The organism is Clostridium sp. AF27-5AA, assembly GCF_003478415.1.
Classification (GTDB): Bacteria; Bacillota; Clostridia; order Lachnospirales; family Lachnospiraceae; genus Otoolea; species Otoolea fessa.
Window position 1 is genome coordinate 33,919 of the sequence record NZ_QUFH01000002.1, and the last position, 15,647, is coordinate 49,565.

At 51.5% G+C, this 15,647-nt stretch carries 13 protein-coding genes; 10 read left to right on the forward strand and 3 right to left on the reverse strand.

The features are described from left to right. The first annotated feature begins 93 nt into the window (after nt 1-93). Nucleotides 94-1,206: a UDP-galactopyranose mutase gene (gene glf / locus DWY89_RS02520; RefSeq protein WP_118524371.1), complete on the forward strand. Its 1,113-nt coding sequence runs from the start codon at nt 94-96 to the stop codon at nt 1,204-1,206. A gap of 536 nt (nt 1,207-1,742) precedes the next feature. Here glf and DWY89_RS02525 read toward each other — a convergent pair. Genes DWY89_RS02525 through DWY89_RS02535 form a run of 3 tightly spaced genes read right to left on the reverse strand, consistent with a single transcriptional unit; the run spans nt 1,743 to nt 6,133 of the window. Further along, a complete protein-coding gene (locus DWY89_RS02525) occupies nt 1,743-2,843 on the reverse strand; it encodes an alginate O-acetyltransferase (RefSeq protein ID WP_118523433.1) in 1,101 nt (366 codons plus the stop codon). Between the two features lie 35 nt (nt 2,844-2,878). After that, nucleotides 2,879-5,392: a HAMP domain-containing sensor histidine kinase gene (locus DWY89_RS02530; RefSeq protein WP_118523434.1), complete on the reverse strand. Its 2,514-nt coding sequence runs from the start codon at nt 5,390-5,392 to the stop codon at nt 2,879-2,881. A gap of 45 nt (nt 5,393-5,437) precedes the next feature. Then, on the reverse strand, nt 5,438-6,133 hold the full coding sequence (locus DWY89_RS02535) for a response regulator transcription factor (protein WP_022360531.1): 696 nt from the start codon (nt 6,131-6,133) through the stop codon (nt 5,438-5,440). A 444-nt stretch (nt 6,134-6,577) separates the two neighbouring features. Here DWY89_RS02535 and DWY89_RS02540 point away from each other — a divergent pair, with 444 nt between their 5' ends. From DWY89_RS02540 to DWY89_RS02580, 9 genes are all read left to right on the forward strand, one after another. Further along, on the forward strand, nt 6,578-7,540 hold the full coding sequence (locus DWY89_RS02540) for a beta-ketoacyl-ACP synthase III (RefSeq protein WP_118523435.1): 963 nt from the start codon (nt 6,578-6,580) through the stop codon (nt 7,538-7,540). 130 nt (nt 7,541-7,670) lie between these two features. Next, nucleotides 7,671-7,904 (forward strand): acyl carrier protein, encoded by a 234-nt coding sequence (acpP, locus tag DWY89_RS02545; RefSeq protein WP_022360533.1) that lies wholly within the window; start codon nt 7,671-7,673, stop codon nt 7,902-7,904. Next, complete coding sequence (gene fabK / locus DWY89_RS02550) at nt 7,904-8,830, forward strand: enoyl-[acyl-carrier-protein] reductase FabK (RefSeq protein WP_118523436.1); 927 nt, start codon at nt 7,904-7,906, stop codon at nt 8,828-8,830. The genes acpP and fabK overlap by 1 nt, the downstream gene beginning before the upstream one ends. Before the next feature lie 17 nt (nt 8,831-8,847). Next, entirely contained in the window at nt 8,848-9,780 is a 933-nt protein-coding gene (gene fabD, locus DWY89_RS02555; protein ID WP_022360535.1) for an ACP S-malonyltransferase, read from the forward strand. Beyond that, nucleotides 9,774-10,514, forward strand: a complete 741-nt coding sequence (gene fabG, locus DWY89_RS02560; RefSeq protein WP_118493608.1) for a 3-oxoacyl-[acyl-carrier-protein] reductase — start codon at nt 9,774-9,776, stop codon at nt 10,512-10,514. The genes fabD and fabG overlap by 7 nt, the downstream gene beginning before the upstream one ends. Before the next feature lie 159 nt (nt 10,515-10,673). Next, entirely contained in the window at nt 10,674-11,918 is a 1,245-nt protein-coding gene (gene fabF, locus DWY89_RS02565) for a beta-ketoacyl-ACP synthase II (RefSeq protein WP_118493605.1), read from the forward strand. Between the two features lie 124 nt (nt 11,919-12,042). Beyond that, on the forward strand, nt 12,043-12,465 hold the full coding sequence (gene fabZ / locus DWY89_RS02570; protein ID WP_022359380.1) for a 3-hydroxyacyl-ACP dehydratase FabZ: 423 nt from the start codon (nt 12,043-12,045) through the stop codon (nt 12,463-12,465). A gap of 20 nt (nt 12,466-12,485) precedes the next feature. Continuing rightward, nucleotides 12,486-14,378: an acetyl-CoA carboxylase, carboxyltransferase subunit beta gene (gene accD / locus DWY89_RS02575; RefSeq protein WP_118524372.1), complete on the forward strand. Its 1,893-nt coding sequence runs from the start codon at nt 12,486-12,488 to the stop codon at nt 14,376-14,378. Nucleotides 14,379-14,439: 61 nt separating this feature from the next. Further along, nucleotides 14,440-15,546: a nitronate monooxygenase family protein gene (locus DWY89_RS02580; protein WP_107000849.1), complete on the forward strand. Its 1,107-nt coding sequence runs from the start codon at nt 14,440-14,442 to the stop codon at nt 15,544-15,546. Nucleotides 15,547-15,647 lie beyond the last annotated feature (101 nt).

A 15,647-nucleotide genomic window follows, 5' to 3' on the forward strand; every position in this document is an offset into this window, starting at 1 on the left:
GCTTGAAGCTGACGGGATATTCTTGTTTAAATTGTCGTTGTATGTTATAAATAAATCACAAGTATAACAACACGTGACAAGGAGAAAACCAACATGTACGATTATTTAATAGTAGGCGCCGGTCTCTACGGTGCCGTATTCGCCCATGAGGCGAAGAAAGCGGGCAAGAAGGTTCTGGTAATTGACCGCCGCCCGAATATTGCAGGAAATGTGTATACAGAGCCGATAGAGGGCATCCAGGTTCACAAGTATGGCGCGCATATTTTCCATACGAATAATAAAGAGGTCTGGAGTTATGTGAACCAGTTCGCGGAGTTTAACCGTTTTACGAACTCCCCGGTGGCGAATTACCATGGCGAGCTGTATTCCCTGCCGTTTAATATGTACACCTTCAATAAGATGTGGGGGGTCGTGACTCCGCAGGAGGCAGCGGCGAAGATCGAGGAACAGCGCAAGGCAGCAGGCATCACCGAGCCGAAGAACCTGGAGGAACAGGCGATCAGCCTGGTTGGTACGGATATTTATGAGAAGCTGATCAAGGGCTATACACAGAAGCAGTGGGGAAGAGAGTGCAAGGATCTTCCGTCCTTCATCATCAAGCGTCTTCCGGTTCGTCTGACCTTTGACAACAACTATTTTAACGCCCTGTATCAGGGAATCCCGGTGGGCGGCTATACGAAGATGGTTGCCAATATGCTGGATGGCATCGAGGTTCGTCTGGAAGAGGATTATTTTGAGAATAAGGCTGATTGGGATGCGATGGCAAAGAAAGTGGTCTACACGGGTGCAATCGATGCGTATTTTGAGTATTCGCTGGGCGTGCTGGAGTATCGCTCCGTCCGCTTTGATACTGAAGTGCTGGATATCCCGAATTTCCAGGGCAATGCGGCAGTGAACTATACGGATGCGGAGACTCCGTGGACGCGTATTATCGAGCATAAATGGTTTGAGTTTGGCAAGGATGCAGACGGCAATGATCTGCCGAAGACGGTCATCAGCCGCGAGTACAGTTCTGAGTGGAAGTTAGGCGATGAGCCGTATTATCCGGTCAATGATGCGAAGAATGGTGCATTGTATGAGAAGTACAAAGAGCTGGCCAAGAAGGAAGAGAAGGTGATCTTTGGCGGCCGTCTGGGCGAGTATAAGTATTATGATATGGATGCGGTGATTGCTTCGGCGTTGGAGTTGGTGAAGAAAGAGCTGTAGGAGAATTTTTGGTTTTTATCCGGATCGGCGGATGGTTTCGGAATCATGAAATGGATGAGAAGCTATCTGCTGATTCAGATAAAATGGTGAAATGAAAATTGCAAATTTTTAAATTGCTAAAAAATTGTAATTTCGCTTGAATCTTACGGATTATAATGTTATATTATATATAAAGGATGCCACCGATAGACGGTTTGGTTCCCTAGTGATTAAGACAAGAAAATAGCCGCAATCGTGTCAGGATGGGCGGCTATTTTTTTGCGCTTTTTTCTACATCTTTGCCAAGTGAATATCCGGCTTTGAGGCAAGTTGCGCCGAAACTCAAAATCGCTAGTACAATTCCAATGATTTCCATATGGCATCCCTCCTCTCAGGTAGATTCCCTTGCAGGTATCTATGTAATCAGAGGGTACGCAGCCCTCTGAAAGAGGACCAAGCCGCATACCGTGTTATGGTGGCATCCATAGATTGATTGTATCACATTTCTTTTAAATTCGAAAGTTTTTTTGCACTGTTTAAATAAAAAAATGCACATATTATTTTTGCGTGGGCATCAATTTCTCCAAATCCTCCATCATTCTCCCCAAATCCCGTTCCACCACCTCATACACCAGCACATCCGGCTTATTTTCGTTCAAAAATTCCGGCTCAAATACCTGCCAGTGGTAAAAATCGGTATACGCAAAGTATTTCGGCAGTCCGGCCAGCAGGGCGGTTCCGAAGGAGTCGCGGTAAATCGCGATGCGGCGCGGGTCGGGCGTCTGGACTGCTGAGATGTGGGCGATGTTGCCATCGTCAGAGGCACTGTCGTAGTGGATGGTTACGTTGTTTCGATACCCGGATACATCTGCTTTGGTATCGTCGCACATGGATTCTGGCATGTGGAACAGGTTCGCCAGATCGCCCGGATCGCGTGGCTCATAGGTGACAGTGACGTCCTCGATCGGCGTGGAGGTGCCGCCAGCGGCATCGATGATCTGCCCGGAGACGAGAAATCCGGCAGCATCGTTCCAATGGGTGTCGGTTTTGAAATACCACTGATAGTCCCGGCGGTTTTTGAGCTCCGGGTATGGATTGACAACTGGGACATTTGTGTGTATTTCCAGATAATCGAGCAGTTCACTGCGGCGGGTAGGTCCGTCCGGTGCGGTGAAGCCATCCGGGAGGAATTCGCTGTATACACCTTCTTTGTTGGGCGCACACAGGAAGATGAATTCGGTGCCTTTTTCTTTCCAGGCATCGTGGATGGTCTGGAGTTTGTCTGCCAGCATCTGAAGCTCCCCGGCGGAGAAACGGTTGGTGCCGAGGAAGTCTTCAACGGAGCTTCCGAGGGTGTAAAAATACCAGCCATCTTTTCCGGTGATGACGTCCTGCGAGTTTCCAAACTGAAATAAGGAGAGGTTTAAGCGGGCATTCAGGCTTAAGAATCGGTTCCGGAACGCCGCGTGGTCATCGATCCAGTCTTCGACACCGGATGGCCAGGTATCGATGGTCTCTAACGAAAAGGTCGGAAAGGAAGCCAGGCTCCGGTTTTCTCCGGTGCCCTCGTCCGCCTCTGTTTTTAGAAGCGGAAAGAGCAGGTTGGGCGCCAGGATACAGAAGAAAAAGGCGCCGATCATGAGATGGGTTCGTTTCATAAGTGGTAAAACCTCGTTTATAAAATGGTTAAATATCAGGTAATGGAATCATCGGTTGATTTGTGTATCAGCCCATTTGTCACTTCATCGCCCGACTCATTTGTCGGTGTTTCGGTCGCTTCATCGCCCGGCTCATTTGTCAGCGTTTCAGTCGCTTCATCGCTCAGCTCTTTGCCAGCTTCGTTCTGATTCTCTTCATTTTCTTTTTTCATTTCCACCAAATCAAACGCCACCTGTGCCTTAAACAGGTCCCCATCGATATACAAACTAAACTGCCCTTTCTGCAATTCCGTCAGATCTTTGGCGATCGATAGTCCCAGCCCGCTTCCCTCGGTGGTGCGGGCGACGTCGCCGCGCACGAAACGTTCGGTCAGCTCGTCGGCACGGATGTTGAGCGGATTGGCAGATATATTTTTGATGGTGAAGACTGCCTGGCCAGCAGTACCGGTTTCTGGATTTCCGGGAACGCGGGCGAGGTCTACGTAGACGCGGCTGCCCTCCATCGCATATTTGCAGACATTGTTGTACAGGTTTTCAAGTACGCGCCACAGGCGGCGTCCATCGGCGCGGATCATCAGCGGTTCCCGCGGGGCATTGATGATGAGCTGCAGATGTCTGGCATCCAGTTTTTCTTCAAATTCGCCGTTGGTCTGAAATGCCATCTGGACGAGGTCAATGTCGGTAAATTCAAGCTTCACATTGCCGGAGCTTGCCTTGGATGCCTCGACGAGGTCTTCAATCAGTGTTTTGAGACGCTGTGATTTCTGGTCGAGCACATCAAGATAGGCGTTGATCCGCGCATCTTCAATATGTTCCCGTTTCATTAGGTTTACATAATTTATAATCGAGGTCAGCGGCGTTTTGATGTCGTGTGAAACGTTGGTAATCAGGTTGGTTTTGAGGCGTTCGCTCTTCATTTTCTCCTGAAGGGCGGTTTCAAGACCGGAACTGATGTTGTTGAGTCCCTCTGCCAGCGTGAGCTCCGGACCGTCAAATTCATCGAGATCAAGCTGATAGCTGGTCTCCCCGGCGGAGAGCTGGCGGACGGCATCGCGGATGGATTCCTGTTCGCTTGCCTGCCGGAACAGTATGTAAAAGATCCACAGGTTAAACAGCAGAAATACCAGCACAGTCAGACCTGTCAGCAGGTAAACAACGTATAAATTTGCATACACGCGGTCCCAGAAATACCAGGCAAGGCTGATAAGCGCTGTGTTGATTGCAAGATAGAGAACAAATCCGATGCCTAGGCGGCTGCGGAAGTTCTGCCGTGTTTTGAGGATCAACATTTTCTTCTGAATCCGGCAAATCAGGCTGGAGGTCCACAGGGTACCGGCGCGGTAGCGGCGCAGGAGGCTGAAAAAGAGCAGCAGTCCGCCCAGATACAGGACCAGCGCCTGCAGGCTGTGATCGGAGAAGTACCAATACTGCGATGGAATGACCAGATGCAGGATGCGGATGAGAATCAGGTCGCTTACAACCAGGGCGATCGCGGTCATGGCGGCAAAAAAGACGATGCCGGTTTCAGTGCCGCTCTTGTCGAAGCCGTGCAGCGTCACGTCGAAGCTGCGGTAACTCTGGTAGCCGGACACCCGGAACAGAAACAGGAAGCTTAAAAGCAGTCCGATCGTTGCAAAGATTGTCAGTGCAAATCCGGTCAGATACAGGTGCTGCCGGTGCAGGTATGCGGTATGCGTGCGCGCGTAAAGGTCAGTGACTGGATAATTTGTATCGATTCCGATCAGCAGATAATAGTCGCTGCCGGTGTACGGGTTATTGGATGCCAGTGCGGAAATGCTGCTGAGCGGGATCGCTTTCATGTTGGTGTCGTAGAAAACGGAATTGCCCGGCAGGTACGCGTAGCGCCCGTATTCCTTGACATTTTCCGGTGTCAGGGAATCGGTGTTTGTAAACTGGGTTGTTTCGCTCTGATCCGAATCTGGCTCCGTGTACTGGATTTTAAAATGCAGGTTGGATGGATTGGCGACGAAACGGTTATACACTGTGTAATAACGATGCAGTGTGTCCATGATCTCGACCGCCGCATCCTCCAATGTGCTGCGCTTCCGGCTGGCAGAACGGTAGCTGTAGATCCGCTGCGGCTCTTGAACCGACCATTCGACGTAGCCTTCGCGGCTCTTGACGCCGTCTGCCGGTTCAGAAACCTTCTGGCAGTTAAAGTCGTCGTCGAGCTGGTACCCCATGGATTCCAGATAGGAAATCAGGGAGGACAGGGAGAAATTTTCGGTCTCGCTTGGTCCAAAGGTCATTTTGAGCATCCGGCGCGAGAGGTCGATCGAGCTGTCGGCACCGAAGACGTCCTGATATTCCATATATAGGAAGATATCGTTCAGATCGTTATTAAATTGTGTGTTAAATTCCGCGGTGTCCTCATAAGGAACCGAGCCAATGCCGGTCAGCCCCAGCCCGAAATTTCCATTGATATACATGAGGCTGATACCGATGAGTCCCAGAATCAGGAAAAACAGATGCGCGAGGCTGGCGATCCATTTCTGGATCTGCATCGGAATATGTGAGAGTTTTGTCATAAATTTTGCAACTCCTAACTTCTGTTAGATGGATGATTCACATTTTTACTGCTTCTCAATTTTATATCCAACACCCCAGACAACCTTCAGATAGCGCGGCTCCCTCGGGTTAATTTCGATCTTTTCGCGGATATGGCGGATATGAACCGCAACTGTATTGTCCGCGCCGATCGCCTCCTCATTCCAGATCGCCTCGTAGATCTGGTCGATGGAGAAGACTTTTCCGGCGTTTTTAACGAGCAGAAGCAGGATGTTGTACTCGATCGGTGTCAGCTTGATGAGTTCGCCGTCCACGGTTACTTCCTTATTTTCATCGTTGATCTGCAAGCCGCCGCATTTGAATACGTGGTTGCCCATCTGATTGTTCATATTTCCCAGCTGCGTGTAGCGGCGGAGCTGAGATTTCACGCGGGCGACCAGTTCCAGTGGGTTAAACGGCTTCGTGATATAATCATCTGCCCCGATATTTAAGCCCAGAATCTTGTCCGCATCCTCAGACTTCGCGGAAAGAATAATGATCGGGATGCTGCTGGTTTCACGCACCTTCAGCGTCGTCCGGATGCCATCTAACCCTGGCATCATAACGTCCAGAATCATCAAATTCACGGTGTGCGTTTTTAAAAGTTCCAGTGCCTCCGCGCCGTCATATGCCTTGATAACCTCAAATCCCTCACCGGTTAAGTATATGTCAATCGCTTCCACGATCTGTTTGTCATCGTCACATACAAGAATACTCTGCATAGCAACTCCTCCTTTTAATAGGGTAATATATAGATAATATAGTATACAAATTTCTGTATAGATACAATAAAGATACCTATGTCTTATAATTATACAACGAAAAAGGAAACCGCGGTATCCTAATTTTTATGTATTTCAAGTGATGCGTATTTCAGGAGAAGAGCCGCCCCCAATCTGTAGGAAACATCACTCGCGCCGGCACTTAGCGAGGTTTTTTCGAGCTTAGTGTCCGTTGCAGCGAGTGCAAGAGCGAGAGCGTTTTCCGGAAGATTGGGGGCGGCTCTTCTCTGTCCGGGTTGCGTCTTCTCACCAGAATCCTGCCGTTCATTTACAAGTTATCCTTGACAAACCCCAGATTCTCCGCTACACTCTAAATTAATTTGAATATCAAACCATTTGAAATTAAAACTATCTTTTATAGAAGAAGCGGAGTTAAACGAGAAAATGACAGCTAGAATCATTGGAATCGGCGCGTATGCGCCGGAGCAGGTTGTGACGAATCAGGATTTGACGAAATTTCTTGATACAAATGATGCCTGGATCCGGGAACGGACGGGTATTGGAGCCAGACATATCTCGACGAGCGAGGGAACCTCGGCGTTGGCGACAGAGGCGGCGAAGCGCGCGATCGCGGACGCGGGCATTTCTCCGGAGGAGATTGAGATCGTGATCGTGGCGACGTCTTCCCCGGATCGGGCGTTCCCGAGTGCGGCGGCGGATGTACAGGGAGCCATCGGGGCGAAACATGCGGTGGCGTTTGACATCACGGCGGCATGTTCCGGATTTATTTACGCCTTACATATTGTGCAGGGATTTATTCAGGCGGGCATCTATAAGACGGCGCTGATCATCGGAGCGGAGACGCTGAGCAAGGTGTTAGACTGGACGGACCGCAGTTCCTGCATCCTATTTGGCGATGGCGCGGGCGCGGCGGTTGTCCGGGCGGACGAGACGGGTGTGGTGAAGACGCTGGTCGGCAGCGATGGAACGAAGAACGACGTTCTGTACTGCCAGGCGAGAAGTCTTGAAAACTGCCTGACGGGCGGCAGACCGGAGCTTGGTTTTATGCAGATGGACGGTCAGGAAGTCTTCAAGTTTGCGGTGAAGAAGGTACCGGAGATTGTGAATGCGATTCTGGAGGAGACCGGAACGGACCGCGAGGCGGTACAGCATTATCTGCTGCATCAGGCGAATATCCGGATTCTGGAAGCGGCGTCCCGTCGTCTGAAGGTTCCGATGGATAAGATTCCGGTCAATATCGAGCGCTACGGCAATACATCGGCGGCTTCTATTCCGATTCTCCTGGATGAAATGCACCGGGACGGACGATTAAAACGCGGCGATACGCTGGTGATGGCAGGTTTTGGCGCGGGTCTTACCTGGGGCGCGGCATTGATGACCTGGTAGGTGCCTGGAGAAGCAAAAAATATATAGCAAAACTAATGTACATTATTCTATTTTTTGATAAAATATAAGAACAGTGATTGCATTTTTGCGGTCACAAAAAGAAAATTCATTTAAAAAGGAGATTGAAACGATGTTAGAGAAAATGAAAGAAATTATTGCAGAGCAGCTGAGCGTAGACGCAGATTCCATTACCGAGGCTTCCTCTTTCAAGGATGATCTGGGCGCTGATTCCCTGGATCTGTTTGAATTAGTTATGGCTCTGGAGGATGAGTACTCCGTAGAGATCCCGGCAGAGGATCTGCAGAACCTGGCAACGGTAGGCGATGTTATGAACTACTTAAAAGAAAAAGGTGTAGAGGCATAATGAAAACAAAGATCACAGAAATGTTGGGGATTGAATACCCGATTATTCAGGGCGGCATGGCATGGGTGGCAGAACATCACCTGGCAGCAGCCGTTTCTGAAGCTGGCGGTCTGGGCTTAATTGGCGGCGCCAATGCACCGGGTGAGGTTGTCCGCGAGGAGATCCGCAAGGCGAGAGAGCTGACAAAGAAGCCGTTTGGCGTCAATGTCATGCTGATGAGCCCGCATGCGGACGATGTGGCAAAGGTAGTTGTGGAAGAAGGCATCAAGGTTGTAACGACCGGCGCCGGTATTCCGGGCAAATACATGGGTATGTGGAAGGAAGCCGGCATTAAAGTGATTCCGGTTGTCGCTTCGGTTGCACAGGCACGTCTGATGGAGAAAAGCGGCGCAGATGCAGTCGTTGCAGAAGGCATGGAGTCCGGTGGACACATCGGCGAGGCGACGACGATGACACTCGTTCCGCAGGTAGTCGATGCGGTTTCGATTCCGGTGATTGCAGCCGGAGGTATCGCAGATGGACGCGGCATTGCGGCGGCATTTATGCTGGGCGCAGAGGCGGTCCAGATGGGAACCCGCTTCGTCGTATCGAAGGAATCTATCGTAAGCCAGGCTTACAAGGACAGAGTCATCAAGGCGAAAGACATTGATTCGACCGTAACCGGTATGAGTCACGGACATCCGATCCGCTGTCTTAGAAATAAGATGACGAGAGAGTATCTGAAGCTGGAAAAAGAGGGACGCCCGTTCGAGGAACTGGAGTATTTAACACTTGGAACGCTTCGGAAGGCAGTCATGGAAGGTGACGTGGACAACGGAACCGTGATGGCTGGACAGATTGCAGGTATGGTGAAGAAAGAGCAGACCTGTAAGGAAATGATTGAAGAAATGATGGCCCAGGCGGAGGCGCTTTTGGGCAGAAAGTAGAGAGTGAGTGTAACGCTATGAGCAAAATTGCATTTATTTTTCCGGGTCAGGGCGCACAGACCACTGGCATGGGACAGGATTTTTATCAGGAAACGGAAACGGGACGCGAGATGTTTGAGAAAGCAAGCGAGATCCTTGGGTTTTCAATGACCGATCTTTGCTTTGATCCGGCGCAGACGGACCGTCTGAATATCACGGAGTATACGCAGCCGGCGATGGTAACCGCCAGCCTTGCGATGATGCGTGTATTCATGGAACGTACCGGAATCCGCCCGGATGTGGCTGCGGGCCTGAGCCTGGGAGAGTATCCTGCAATGGCGGCTGCAGGCGTTATGTCTGACGAAGATGCCATCCGTACCGTGCGGCAGAGAGGTATCCTGATGCAGGGCGAAGTCCCGGTTGGTCAGGGCGCCATGTCTGCCGTACTGGCGATGGATGCAGAGAAGATCGAAGAGGTGATCGCGCCGATCGAGGGCGTGCAGATTGCCAACTATAACTGCCCGGGACAGATTGTTATCTCTGGTAAGACAGAGGCGGTTGCCGAGGCAGGAGAGAAATTGAAGGAAGCGGGCGCAAAACGCGTTCTTCCGTTAAAGGTAAGCGGACCGTTCCATTCCAAGATGTTAGTGGGAGCTGGCGAGAAGCTTGGAAAGGTACTCGATACCGTTGAGATTCATACACCGGAGATTCCGTATATTGCGAATGTGACGGCAGATTATGTGACCGATGCAGCCGATGTAAAGCCGCTTCTGATGAAGCAGGTTTCTTCCTCCGTCCGCTGGGAGCAGACGATCCGGAAGATGTTAGCAGACGGTGTGGACACATTTATTGAGATCGGACCGGGTAAGACCCTGACTGGTTTCATGCGCAAAATCGACAAAAACGCGAAGGCGTTCAATATAGAGAAACTGGAAGATATCGACAAAGTAAAGGAGGCGCTTGGATGTTAAATGGAAAAGTAGCAGTTGTGACAGGTGCCAGCCGCGGCATTGGCCGTCAGATCGCTATTTCGATGGCGAAAGAGGGCGCGGTGGTGATCGTCAATTATAATGGCTCTGCGGCAAAAGCAGAGGATGTCGTAAAGGAAATTACCGAGGCGGGCGGACAGGCGGAAGCCGTTCAGTGCAATGTTTCGGATTACAGCGCGGCGGAGGTGTTCTTAAAGGACATTATCAGCCGCTATAAGAGAATTGATATTTTAGTCAACAACGCGGGCATTACCCGTGACAATCTTCTGATGAAGATGACTGAGGAAGAGTTTGACGCCGTTATCGATACGAACTTAAAGGGCGCATTTAACTGCATTAAGCACGTATCCCGCCAGATGTTAAAGCAGAAGGGCGGACGCATCATCAATATTTCCTCTGTTTCCGGCGTGATGGGAAATGCGGGACAGGCAAATTACTGTGCGTCCAAGGCGGGCGTGATCGGACTGACCAAATCCGTGGCAAGGGAGATTGGAAGCCGTGGTATCACGGTCAACGCGATTGCACCGGGATTTATTGATACGGAAATGACCGCCGTTCTTCCGGACGATGTGAAGAAGGCGATGGGCGAGCAGATTCCGTTAAAACGTTTCGGTACGACCGAGGATGTAGCGCAGGCAGCCGTATTTCTGGCTTCTGACCGCGCAGCCTACATCACAGGACAGGTTCTGTGCGTGGACGGCGGAATGGCGATGTAGGGAAAAGGTGCTTTACAGATAGGCACTTTTGGAACCGAAAGTGCCGTACGATAACGTAGTGGCAGCGGATTTTGCCGATTTGGAATGCGAAGCATCGGCAAAATCGTGTCGCAGTTTGCACAACGTGTGAACTGTGACGATAGAAAGGCAGGTTTTTAGATGGGAAATAAGACACGTGTAGTAGTAACCGGTCTGGGAGCGATCACTCCGATTGGAAATGACGTAGCAAGCTTCTGGCAGGGATTAAAGGATAAAAAAGTCGGTATCGCGCCGATCACATATTTTGATACAACCGATTATAAGGCAAAGCTGGCAGGCGAGGTGAAGGATTTTGATCCGAAGAAATACATGGATCCGAAGGCAGCGAGACGTATGGAGCCGTTTTCCCAGTATGCGGTAGCGGCAGCCGGTGAGGCGATCGCACAGGCGGGTCTGGATATGGAAAAAGAGGATCCGTTCCGCGTGGGAACCAGCATCGGTTCCGGTATCGGAAGCTTACAGGCGATGGAACGTGAGCATAAAAAAATGCTGGAAAAAGGACCGAACCGTGTGAACCCGCTGCTCGTTCCGATGATGATCAGCAACATGGCAGTCGGCAATGTGGCAATGCAGTATGGTTTAAAGGGCAAATCCATCAACGTGGTAACTGCCTGTGCGACCGGTACGAACTCTATCGGTGAGGCGTTCCGCTCGATCCAGTACGGCGAGGCAGACGTGATGGTAGCCGGTGGTACCGAGTCTGCGATCACACCGCTCGGTATGGCAGGTTTCGCGGCTCTGACGGCTCTTTCTACCAATGATGACCCGGAGACGGCATCCCGTCCGTTTGATAAGGACCGCGATGGTTTCGTCATGGGCGAGGGCGCTGGTATCGTAGTTCTGGAGTCCTTAGAGCACGCGCAGAAGCGCGGCGCAAAGATTCTGGCAGAGGTAGTCGGCTACGGCGGAAGCAACGATGCATTCCACATCACTTCCCCGGCAGAGGATGGAAGCGGCGCAGCGTATGCGATGGAGATGGCGCTCAAGGATGCAGGTATCGCACCGGAGAAGATTGATTACATCAATGCACATGGAACCAGTACACACCATAACGATCTCTTCGAGACGATGGCAGTGAAAAAAGCGCTGGGCGACCACGCTTACAAGGTAAAAATTAACTCCACTAAGTCGATGATTGGACATCTTTTAGGTGCAGCGGGCGGTGTTGAGTTTATCGCCTGCGTGAAATCCATTGAGGATGGATTTGTACACGCAACCGCAGGTTTAAAAGAGGCAGGCGAGGGCTGCGATCTGGATTACACGATGGGCGAGGGTGTTCCGATGGATATCCACTATGCCCTGACCAACTCCCTGGGATTTGGTGGTGTCAATGCCAGCCTGGTAATCAAGAAATTTGAGGACTAAATATAATTTGAGGACGTTTTTGTGTGGATGATTGAATGATTGGAAGCGGCGCACTGAAGCTGGCGGAAGAGACTTGCAGCATACAAAAATGATGTCTGGGAAAGCGAAAGAGGTAACTGAAATTATGATGGGAATTAAAGAGATCCAGGAGATCATCCCGCACCGTCATCCGTTTCTTTTGATCGACTGTATCGAGGAAGTGACACCGGGCGAGGGCGCGGTTGGATATAAAAATGTAACATACAACGAGCCGTGGTTTGCAGGTCATTTTCCGCAGGAGCCGGTCATGCCGGGCGTCCTGATCGTGGAGGCGCTGGCGCAGGTCGGCGCGGTTGCGATTTTAAGTGAAGAAGGAAATAAGGGCAGGACGGCATATTTCGGGGCAATCAACAACGCAAAATTCAAGAAAAAGGTAGTTCCGGGCGACAAGTTAAAGCTGGAGTGCCATATCATCAAGAGAAAAGGACCGGTCGGCATCGGAAGTGCGACGGCAACCGTCGATGGCAAGCTGGCTGTTTCCGCAGAGCTGACGTTTATGATTGGCTAATAAGTGAGGTTGAATAAGAGATGTTTAAAAATCTGTTTAAGAAATCGTATACTTCGATCAATACAAACGACCACGGTTCTGCCGGCGTAAGCCGTGCGGAGAGCGCGAAAGCAGATAAAAGGGCGGCAGAGGCAGCACAGGAAAAACCGGAGAAGATTCCGAGCCGTCCGACGGCGATGACGCCGGAAAGTCTGCGTTCTTTATGGCGTAAGTGTAATAAATGTGAGAAACCAATTCTGGTGCAGGATGTCAAGGACAACCTGTATGTGTGCCCGCGCTGCGGCGGATATTTCCGGATGCATGCGTACCGCCGGATTGAGATGCTGATCGATGAAGGTACCTTTGAAGAGTGGGATAAGGAGATGTCTGTGGTCAATCCGCTTGCATTTCCGGGCTATGAGGGCAAGGTTGAGGCAGCCAGAGAGAAAACTGATTTAAATGAGGCGGTTGTCACTGGTAAAGGAAAGATTCACGGTTATGAGACTGTGATCGCGGTCTGCGACTCCCGTTTCCTGATGAGCAGCATGGGTCACAACATGGGCGAGAAGATTGCCCGTGCGGTAGAGCGTGCGACCGAGGAACGGCTTCCGGTTATCATCTACGCGGCTTCCGGCGGTGCGAGAATGCAGGAGGGCATGATCTCCCTGATGCAGATGGCGAAAACTTCCGCAGCCTTAAAACGTCATTCCGAGGCGGGACTTCTCTACATAAGCTTTATGACGGATCCGACCACCGGCGGCGTAACGGCAAGCTTTGCGTCCCTGGGCGATATCATCCTGGCAGAGCCGGGAGCGCTGATTGGATTTGCGGGTCCGCGTGTCATCGAGCAGACGATCGGCCAGAAGCTCCCGGAGGGCTTCCAGAGAGCCGAGTTCCAGCTGACACACGGTTTTGTGGATCAGATCGTGGAAAGAAAAGATCAGAAGCGTGTTCTGGGACAGATTTTGAAGCTTCACAGCCAGGAGCATGGCTGGGAGAAATGGAACGACGAGGCGGAGAACCACACAGAAGCGGCATCTGCATCCAGGGCAGAAAAAGCAGCTTTTGCGGAGGAAGGCAAGTTAAAGAGCCGGAAAGCACCGTTCTCCGGTATCATGCGCCAGAAGACCTTAAATAAGATCGCAGGCCGAGAGAGAGACGCCTGGGAGGCAGTACGCCAGTCCCGTAGCGCCGGACGTCTGAACGCCAGCGATTATATCCGGATCCTGTTTGACGATTTTACCGAGTTCCACGGCGACCGGTATTATGGCGATGATATGGCGGTCATCGGCGGTGTGGCATCTTTCTATGGAATGCCGGTCACGGTCATTGGACAGGAGAGAGGTAAATCCCCGAAAGACAGCATGAAGCACAACTTCGGTATGCCGTCTCCGGAAGGATACAGAAAGGCGCTCCGTCTGATGAAACAGGCGGCGAAATTTAACCGCCCGATCATCTGTTTTGTCGATACGCCAGGTGCATTCCCGGGTATGGAGGCAGAGGAGAGAGGCCAGGGCGAGGCGATTGCCCGCAACCTCTTTGAAATGTCGGATATGAAGGTGCCGATTCTGGCGATTATCACTGGTCAGGGCGGCAGCGGCGGCGCACTGGCACTGGCGGTTTCCAACGAGGTATGGATGATGGAGAATGCGACCTACTCGATCCTTTCTCCGGAGGGCTTTGCTTCGATTCTGTGGAAAGATGCCAAGAGAGCCAGCGAGGCGGCGAAGGTCATGAAGATGACGGCAGAGGACCTGTATGAGCTTGGCATGATCGAGCGCATTATCTGCGAGGATGAGCCGGCAACCGATGACAACATCGAGGAGATCGGACGCATCATCGACCGCCATATGCGCGAGTTCTTCCAGTCCTGCGCGGAAAAGACACCGGATGAGATCGCGGAGCAGCGGTATGAACGTTTTAGAAAAATCTAAAAAATAGATATTGAAAGGGGGTTGCCGCGCGGCGGTCCCCTTTGTGAATATAGGAGATCGTATGAGTACAATTTTATCACAGTTAAAACCGCTGAAAATTGGTGATCTGACGGCGAAGCTTCCGATCATCCAGGGCGGTATGGGGGTTGGCATCAGCCTGTCCTCGCTGGCAGGAGCCGTGGCGGGGGCTGGCGGCATCGGCATTATTTCCACTGCCCAGATCGGTTTCCGGGAGCCGGATTTTGCCGAACATCCGCAGGAGGCGAACCTGCGCGCGATCGGTTCAGAGTTACAGAAGGCGCGCGCGATCGCGAAGGGCGGTATCGTGGGCTTTAATATCATGGTGGCGACGAAAAACTATGCGGAGTACGTTAAAACGGCGGTCAAGGCGGGCGCTGACCTGATCATATCGGGCGCGGGACTTCCAGTTTCCCTGCCGGAGTATGTGAAAGGGACGGCGACGAAGATTGCGCCGATCGTTTCCTCCGTTAAGGCGGCGACGGTCATCTGCCGGATGTGGGACCGCAAGTACCAGACCGCACCGGATCTGGTGGTCGTTGAGGGACCGCTGGCGGGCGGACATCTGGGATTTGACCGTGAGAAGCTGACCGAGCTGGAGGTAGACACGCCGCACGCAGCCGAGACATTCCATCAGGCGGAATATGACGAGGAAGTGCGGGGAATTATCGCGCTGGTTAAAAAATACGCGCAGAAATATGGCAAATCGATTCCGGTTGTGACGGCTGGCGGTATCTACGACCATGCGGATGTGATGCACCAGATGGAGCTTGGCGCGGACGGCGTGCAGGTGGCAACCCGTTTTGTGACAACCGAGGAATGCGATGCACCGATGGCATATAAGCAGGCATATCTGGATGCGAAGGAAGAGGACATCGTGATTGTCAAAAGTCCGGTCGGCATGCCGGGACGCGCGATCAAGAATGCGTTCTTAAAAGAACTGGAAAAAGGAAGACAGGCAGTGACACACTGTTACCAGTGTCTGGAACACTGTGATCCGGCGAAGATCCCATACTGCATCACACAGGCACTCGTTAATGCCGCCCGCGGTGATGAGGATCATGCTCTGATTTTCTGCGGCGGAAACGCGTGGAGAGCAGAGAAGATAGAGACGGTTGAGGGCGTGATGCGGGCGCTGTGCGAAGGGTAGGTCTGATTCGAGCAGGTTAAATCGAAGATAAGACAAGATAAAATGTGCAAATAGTTCAGTACAAAATGCAAAAATATAAAGAGAGGGCTTGCAAAATGCAG

Coding starts and splice junctions, on each gene's coding strand:
- glf (WP_118524371.1), top strand. CDS start 94: ATGTACGATTATTTAATAGTAGGCGCCGGTCTCTACGGTGCCGTATTC.
- DWY89_RS02525 (WP_118523433.1), bottom strand. CDS start 2,843: ATGAAACGAACCCATCTCATGATCGGCGCCTTTTTCTTCTGTATCCTG.
- DWY89_RS02530 (WP_118523434.1), bottom strand. CDS start 5,392: ATGACAAAACTCTCACATATTCCGATGCAGATCCAGAAATGGATCGCC.
- DWY89_RS02535 (WP_022360531.1), bottom strand. CDS start 6,133: ATGCAGAGTATTCTTGTATGTGACGATGACAAACAGATCGTGGAAGCG.
- DWY89_RS02540 (WP_118523435.1), top strand. CDS start 6,578: ATGACAGCTAGAATCATTGGAATCGGCGCGTATGCGCCGGAGCAGGTT.
- acpP (WP_022360533.1), top strand. CDS start 7,671: ATGTTAGAGAAAATGAAAGAAATTATTGCAGAGCAGCTGAGCGTAGAC.
- fabK (WP_118523436.1), top strand. CDS start 7,904: ATGAAAACAAAGATCACAGAAATGTTGGGGATTGAATACCCGATTATT.
- fabD (WP_022360535.1), top strand. CDS start 8,848: ATGAGCAAAATTGCATTTATTTTTCCGGGTCAGGGCGCACAGACCACT.
- fabG (WP_118493608.1), top strand. CDS start 9,774: ATGTTAAATGGAAAAGTAGCAGTTGTGACAGGTGCCAGCCGCGGCATT.
- fabF (WP_118493605.1), top strand. CDS start 10,674: ATGGGAAATAAGACACGTGTAGTAGTAACCGGTCTGGGAGCGATCACT.
- fabZ (WP_022359380.1), top strand. CDS start 12,043: ATGATGGGAATTAAAGAGATCCAGGAGATCATCCCGCACCGTCATCCG.
- accD (WP_118524372.1), top strand. CDS start 12,486: ATGTTTAAAAATCTGTTTAAGAAATCGTATACTTCGATCAATACAAAC.
- DWY89_RS02580 (WP_107000849.1), top strand. CDS start 14,440: ATGAGTACAATTTTATCACAGTTAAAACCGCTGAAAATTGGTGATCTG.